Origin of the sequence: Blautia sp. DFI.3.45 (assembly GCF_020593505.1) — a bacterium.
GTDB lineage: Bacteria > Bacillota > Clostridia > Lachnospirales > Lachnospiraceae > Blautia_A > Blautia_A wexlerae.
The window spans coordinates 1-6,894 of the sequence record NZ_JAJDMI010000083.1; the positions used below are offsets into that span (position 1 = coordinate 1).

Genomic DNA, 6,894 nt, shown 5'->3' on the forward strand with positions numbered 1-6,894 from the left:
TACCCCCATATAGGACTTTTATATTTCATTGTCCTATATGAGGGTAGCATATCAGTTTACTTGCAAGGGCGTCTATTTTTGCTATTTTATAGGGCGACAGCGAGGGAATTTATTCCCTCGCTGTGCATGGCGTAACATTCTCTTTCGCACTCAATTTTCTTGATTTGACCACATTTTTACGACAAATTCTTGGAAAAATATATTCGTCTGATTTTCTTACCACATTTTACGACAACGGCTTATGGTTTATACCACAGCAGGTACAGTTTCCGGCAGATTCATTTTAGACATCTCATTTTCCACGTGAGACTTCTCTGCAATATGATTGTAGACATTCATTGTAATCTGTGCATCTAAATGTTCTTCGCTCCGCTACGGTCGGTGCTAAACGGATGTCCACATTACTCTGTTTTGTTGTATACTATTCTGCTGTAATATTTATTCTACGATCTTACAGTTATCGTTCTTATGTAATACAAGCTCATACTGTGAGATTTGTGTCATTTTCGACTTATTATCCAGATACTTCACAGACACACTGACCTTGAGGTTATCGCCATCTTTGCTAAAGACAGGGTTTACCAGTTCTGAAAATACATAGTCGCCAGAAACAGGAGCAAGCACTCCGTCTTTGACATAATAGGCAAGTTCCTTTTCCGCAGCTGTCGGGTACAGCTTAAAGAATGTTTCCAAGAAAACGGTAGCGTCCTTGACTGTATCAGAGCTGACACGGACATCGGTTTCCTGTGCTTTCGGCTCATGCTTTGATTTCTGTACTGCTGGAGCAAGTGTCGGATTCTGGGTAATGGCCATTGCACCATCCTTATCCACATGAACGGTCACGCTGGCTGTCATTGGCATTAAGACTGAACATACTCATTAGTTCTCCGAGCTTCATATAGATTCCGGCAAAACACATTATTCCCAGTCAGCTCAATCACCTTTGCATTTTCCAAAACTACTTCATCCAGTTTATCCTCAAATTCCTTATCTTCATCGTACCAGAAAATGATACGACGCTGATAAAACTCAGGCAGAAGTACAGCAAATCTGCGATTTAAATCTTGTATTATTTTGTCTGTATCCATGCTGCATTATCTTCCCTCTGTACTTTCAAATATATGGTACTTATCGCTACACCTGCATAAATTTCTTCTATAATCATGGTTCTCTTTCCTTCTTTATCCAAGATCTGGTTGTTGACAAAAAATAGCTTACCTCATATAATAAGTATAGGTTTATAGTGCATCCGTGATGGTGTCTGTTTACAGATGCTATGTTGCCTGTATTCCAGCTGTCCGGGGTCTCCGTGATGGTGTCTGCTTGCAGATGCTTGAATCACGGGGTCTTTTTTTGTCCATATTCCAGAAAATCATATATCCTAATCATTCTGTGAAGATTACTACGATTCGGACTATCTAAAGAACTTAAAATATTGTTGTTCTCTGTAAATATCGCTTGCAAAATACTTCGATACTGATTTACATCTATTTTTTCTTCTGGCATACACCCAAGCAAACGAATTGCCTTCATTAAATTATCTTTTTCTTGTGTCCATACTTCCCATGCTGTTCTTTCTCCAATTGCAGAACGATTACGTTTAATTGTTGATTCTGTGACAATTTCAGTATATGAATGTGGGGCTTTTTCTTCTGCCAATTCGCTTTTCATATTAGATTTTGAAATATAATACCACACCGGCAATTTCCAGGAATTTTGTTTTGCAAGCTCTGGATAAACAAATTCTAATAATTGCTCGCATGAATATAACGAATCGTGTAAAATAATGTTTCTATACCATTGTTCAGAATTTACTGCTCTTGCTAAACCATATACACCGGTCGTTGTTAAACCAATCGAAAGTGCAAGCATATTTTCATCAATACGACCATCTTCCAATGAAATCCAGATTATATTCAACAAAAATAAATCTTTTTTGTAAAGTTTCTATTTTATCCAATGGCAAACATTCCACAACATCGCTAAGAATCGCCTGAATATCTGAATCTGAAATAGAGTAACCTATGAAAATAATCGGATATTCCATAAAAATCGTCATCAATTTTGCGGCAAGATATTTTCCTTTGTCATAAAATTTCTGATAATCTGCTTTGTTAATGACAATGGATTCTGGATTTTGTACAGAACCATGAATTTTATAGATTTCCGCAATTCCTTGCAACTGTGAAAATACTAGTATAATCCGTTTTAATTAGTTTTCTGTTTTGGCAGACTTTTTAGGACTGCGTTTTATAGGCTTAGGTGCACGTTTACAACTCAGTTCTTCCGATGCCGCCTTGGCATTGACAACTTCATACACAATCTGGTCAATATCCTCTGTAACTAGGTCGATACTATCGAGATTATAAGACCCATGGTATGGAATAGGAATCTGATTAATCTCATCAAAGTATTTATAAATCCGCTCCGACAGTTCTTCCTTGCTAGCAACACGTATACCTTGAAGCATTTGCTTTGTGAGTTTGCTGAAAAAACCTTCTACCAAGTTAAGCCAGAAACCATGAGTTGGTGTGAATACAAACTCAAACCTTCCTAAATGGTTATTTAAATATCGCTGTGTTTCCTGCGATGTATGTGCCGAATGGTTGTCAAGGATGAGACGTATTTTATCACCTTCAGGATATTTTGCATCCAACCGTGTTAGGAACTCCACAAAATCTGAACTTTTGTGGGTATCACTCACCAGTGGGATTGCCTCTCCTGTAAGAAGATCTATCGCCGCCAGTAACGATATAGTACCATAGCGGATATACTCATAATCCCGCATATAGCTGCTGCCTTTCTCTGTATTACTAATCGGCGGCAGATCTGGAGTTGTGGAGCCGATTGCTTGTATTCCCGGTTTCTCGTCATAGGATAACGTATGGACAGGGGTTCCCTCAAAAGGTAGCAGATTCCCGTCTTTATCAAACTGCAGTGAAACCTGCTTATAAATTACAAGGACATTGTGCATCTTTGAATCGAAATCAGGATCCCTTTTTTCGCAGTAATATGTGACTTTAAAAGGACGGATTTTGGCATTGGCAAGAATTTTCCTGAGAGAAAATTCTGAAACATGTTCTAACCTTGGATGCCCTTCCTTCACAGCAATAGACTGTATAAAACGAGTAAAGCTGGCGGGATACCAAAATTCAGCAGAAAAACCGTAATCCAGCGGCTTCTGGCAGGCTTTATTGACCACCCATGTGATGTCATCATCGGATATTTCCTGCTTGCGACCTTTTCCTTTGCAATCGTTTAAAGCGTTATCAATACCGCCAGCAAAATATTTCTGGAGACATAAGCGGACGGTAGGCACGGTTATATCAAGCTTGTCGGCAATGGCTTCATTGGTATAAGAATCACTTTTTAATAACAAAATCTTTGCCCGGATATATTTTCTGGCTTCCGTTGTTGGACATCGAAGAAGACACTCTAAAGAGTTTTTTTCATCCGTTGTAAGCTTCAGCACTTTTACTGTATTTGGCATCGTATCATTCCCCTTTCATTATGGGAATAGTATACCATACTTCAAACATAAAGACAATTAAAATGGATTATACTAGTTCTTTAATAATTCATATTTAATAACATGGATTATTAATAGCAACGGTTTGTCCAGTATGGGATTTACCATATCTGGTTTTCCTATTTTCTGATATCCGGAGATAGAAATTTCCTATGACCTGATTGTCCAAAATTGGACTATCCACCCTTAGGCACTTCTCTGCTCCACTTAATCATTTTCTTCTCCTAATGGAACTTCCCGGATAATATATTCGGTATCGCCATAAAAGCCATACTCATTACGCAATCTATGACGTTCCACATATCCATGATGCTCTAATTCCTTAATTGCAGAACAAACAGAATCAATCCCATCTCTGCTCAATGTTGCCAGTCCTTGCATATTGTAATTCCAGTCATCTGGCAAACTTAACATCAGCGATAATAGACCTTTCGCTTTCAATGTCAGATTCTTATTCTTGAAATGGTGATTACTCATTACCGTAAAATTCTTAGTTCTCTCTACACGAAAAATCTGTGCCATGCTCCCCACTTCCTTTCCAGACAGAAAAAGACGCAAGCCATATTCTTATGACTCACGCCTTTCTGCATAACTTACTTTTCTATTCTTCTGTTTCCAATTCCAATCTCTGTAAAATATCTCTTACAATACCTGCATCTTCAATCAGATTAATTCCAAAACATTTTTTACCTGCATCCTTCAAAGACGCACCCACATGATATGCTTTCGTTTTATCAAGAATTAAAAAACGATCATGAAATGCTCTTGTGTACTTCACATCCAGTTTAGGATACTGTGCATTAAAGTTATCTACATCTGTTTGAGATAATTTTGTCCGTTGCTGTGTATAAACTGTCACCGCCACATTTTCTTTCTTCTTTGACAAAATATTTAATGTTCCTACATCCACATATCCATCTACCAGAACAATTTCCATTTCTGCTTTCTGAATCAGTCCTATCAATAAGCTGAATGCATCATATATCTGACCATCAAAAAATATCTTTTGATTAGACTCCTCATGATCTGATATGTACTCAAAAATCTGTTCCAGTTTTTCATCTGTCTTTTTCTGATATTCCAGTTGTTTTAGCTCAACGTTACTAATCCTTTCAAACAAAAGTGCATTGTTGGCTATAAACCGTCGCATTTCTACAAATGCACGCATAATACCTATACTTACATTAATTGCCACCTCACTATGCAATACACTTGCAAGCATGGATATTCCCTGCTCTGTAAATACATACGGTAATGTACGTCTGCCACCATAACCATTTTCTGTTCCACTGCCATTTGAGATGCCAAATTGGCATTTCAAGTTTTCATATTCATCTTTTGTAAGCTGAAATCGAAAATCTTCTGGAAATCTGGCAATATTTCTTTTAACGGCTCTGTTTAACGCTCCCGTTTCTACCTGATAAAGCATTGCCAGATCACTATCCACCATGACTTGTTTGTTTCTTACTACATAAATCAGATTTTCAACGTCCGGTGGCATGATTTCAACTATTTGTGTTTCCACTGGTTCCATTTCTCTTACTTTCTGATCCGCCATTCCATCTCCTCTATAACTTGAAATGCCAGACTGGCATTTCAAGTTACTTTACCGCACAATCATTTCTTATGAGTTCCCAAAATCCATGTTCCCATTTTACCCTATTTTTCTCATTCTGCCTACTGCTATTTTTCATACAATAATGAGGTCGCAATCCACGACCTCATCACCTTCATTTAAACATAAATCAATTCATTGAGAATAATCTCTTCTGCAATTGCTTTGTGTTGATTAGCAGCTCTTACCCAGGCAATCTGATCTTTCTCTTTATCCGGCAATGGTTCTTTTTCTTCTAACTGTTTCAGTATTACCTCTTCCCGTTCTCTGGCTGCCTTGTCCACTTCCAGAAGATGCTCTCCAATGGTATCCTGTAAAAGCATCACCTGATAGGTTGAATTTCGATAGTTTTTCAGATAATCTCTGCGAAGAAAACCATACTTGCCAAGTTGCTCCATCTGCTCACCGGATTTATAGGTGAGATTCGGGATCAGATATCCATTTACATTTGTATACGTTAATTCCATTTTATTAGTACTCTCCATTTCTCATCATTTTTTGGCCACAAATTTACGACATTTACGACAAATCTGACACAGCTTTACAATACCAGACAAAATGACTGATGCCCCGGAAAGCCTGTAAAACAGGCACTTCCGGGATACACAAGACAGGACAAAAATCAACTTCCATTATCAAGTGATGAGTACTAATTAATTTGCATTGTTCAGTCTACAATCCCCAATAACCAGTCTCTGGCATTAATACGTCGAATTCCCTCATATTGTTCTTCTGGTTCTTCATCCATTGTTAAGATAATCTTTGGATAATGATCTCGTATCGCCTGTAATGGTCTTAATTCTCTCAAAAGTGTATTTTCATCCTGTACAGTCAGTGCCACCTGGAAATATACTGTTCCCTTTTTATTCTGTGCCACAAAATCCACTTCATATGAATTGATTTTTCCAACATACACATCATATCCTCGACGTAACAATTCCAGATAGACTATATTTTCCAGAACATGTCCTGCATCTGCCTGCCTCGATCCTAAAAGCATATACCTCATTCCAATATCAACTATATAATATTTTTCAAGAGTTTTTAAATATTGTTTTCCCTTTATATTATAACGTTTTGCCTGATATATAATATAACTCTCGCTAAAAGCCTCCAGATATTTTTCCACCGTTTTTGTATCAATTTTTCGCCCTTCTGAGGTCATCGTATCTGCAATTTTTTTTGATGACAATGGATTTCCTATATTATCAAACACAAATCTTAAGACACTCTTAAGCATCATAGTATCTGTGATTTTTTTCCTGTTTATAATATCCTTTACAACAATCGTATTATAGATTCCTTCCAGATAATCTCTGATCTCATCTGGCTGATTTTTTAATTCCAGTGTAAACGGAAATGAACTATTCTGCAAATACTCAGCATATTTGATTCCTCTGTCATTCATACTGCCAGTACTCTCCATATATTCCTTAAAAGACAACGGCAACATTTCAATCTGAATATATCTTCCTGAAATCATAGTTGCAATCTCACTGGACAACATATATGCATTGGAACCAGTCACATAAATATCTATGTTTTTTTTAATATAAAGACTGTCCAGCACTTTCGGAAAATCTGTTACATTCTGAATTTCATCAAGGAAAATATATGTCATTTTTCCATCAATCAGACGTTCCTTTAAATATTTATATAATTTCCTGTAATCTGTCAGTTCTTCATAATCAAGATCGTGAATTAAAAACTTTATCCTCACACGACTGAAGTCGCGTGCTTCCAGACGCTT

At 37.2% G+C, this 6,894-nt stretch carries 8 protein-coding genes and 1 pseudogene; all 9 read right to left on the reverse strand.

Translation table 11 applies throughout. From position 1 onward, the window contains the following. Positions 1-438: 438 nt before the first annotated feature. A pseudogene (locus tag LJE09_RS16495) lies at positions 439-852 on the reverse strand (conjugal transfer protein); the annotation flags it as partial. A gap of 8 nt (positions 853-860) precedes the next feature. Beyond that, positions 861-1,088, reverse strand: a complete 228-nt coding sequence (locus tag LJE09_RS16500) for a hypothetical protein (protein WP_029676894.1) — start codon at positions 1,086-1,088, stop codon at positions 861-863. A gap of 250 nt (positions 1,089-1,338) precedes the next feature. Continuing rightward, positions 1,339-1,923, reverse strand: coding sequence for a hypothetical protein (locus tag LJE09_RS16505; RefSeq protein WP_147421212.1), 585 nt, complete (start codon positions 1,921-1,923; stop codon positions 1,339-1,341). Beyond that, complete coding sequence (locus LJE09_RS19250) at positions 1,880-2,182, reverse strand: SIR2 family NAD-dependent protein deacylase (protein WP_173679183.1); 303 nt, start codon at positions 2,180-2,182, stop codon at positions 1,880-1,882. The genes LJE09_RS16505 and LJE09_RS19250 overlap by 44 nt, the downstream gene beginning before the upstream one ends. A 30-nt stretch (positions 2,183-2,212) precedes the next feature. Beyond that, the gene (locus LJE09_RS16515) at positions 2,213-3,490 is read right to left on the reverse strand and encodes an IS630 family transposase (RefSeq protein ID WP_118573128.1); all 1,278 of its coding nucleotides are present in this window, start codon (positions 3,488-3,490) and stop codon (positions 2,213-2,215) included. A gap of 246 nt (positions 3,491-3,736) precedes the next feature. Beyond that, complete coding sequence (locus LJE09_RS16520) at positions 3,737-4,051, reverse strand: helix-turn-helix domain-containing protein (RefSeq protein ID WP_118573130.1); 315 nt, start codon at positions 4,049-4,051, stop codon at positions 3,737-3,739. Between the two features lie 79 nt (positions 4,052-4,130). Next, on the reverse strand, positions 4,131-5,087 hold the full coding sequence (locus LJE09_RS16525; RefSeq protein WP_144136875.1) for an ORF6N domain-containing protein: 957 nt from the start codon (positions 5,085-5,087) through the stop codon (positions 4,131-4,133). Positions 5,088-5,263: 176 nt separating this feature from the next. Then, the gene (locus LJE09_RS16530; protein WP_144136876.1) at positions 5,264-5,611 is read right to left on the reverse strand and encodes a TnpV protein; all 348 of its coding nucleotides are present in this window, start codon (positions 5,609-5,611) and stop codon (positions 5,264-5,266) included. A gap of 200 nt (positions 5,612-5,811) precedes the next feature. Continuing rightward, positions 5,812-6,894: ATP-binding protein (locus LJE09_RS16535; RefSeq protein WP_227311564.1), on the reverse strand; the 1,083-nt coding region annotated here is incomplete at its 5' end.

Bases quoted from the DNA above. Each gene is read 5' to 3' on its own strand.
- LJE09_RS16500 (WP_029676894.1), bottom strand. From the start codon at position 1,088: ATGGATACAGACAAAATAATACAAGATTTAAATCGCAGATTTGCTGTA.
- LJE09_RS16515 (WP_118573128.1), bottom strand. From the start codon at position 3,490: ATGCCAAATACAGTAAAAGTGCTGAAGCTTACAACGGATGAAAAAAAC.
- LJE09_RS16530 (WP_144136876.1), bottom strand. From the start codon at position 5,611: ATGGAATTAACGTATACAAATGTAAATGGATATCTGATCCCGAATCTC.
- LJE09_RS16520 (WP_118573130.1), bottom strand. From the start codon at position 4,051: ATGGCACAGATTTTTCGTGTAGAGAGAACTAAGAATTTTACGGTAATG.
- LJE09_RS16525 (WP_144136875.1), bottom strand. From the start codon at position 5,087: ATGGCGGATCAGAAAGTAAGAGAAATGGAACCAGTGGAAACACAAATA.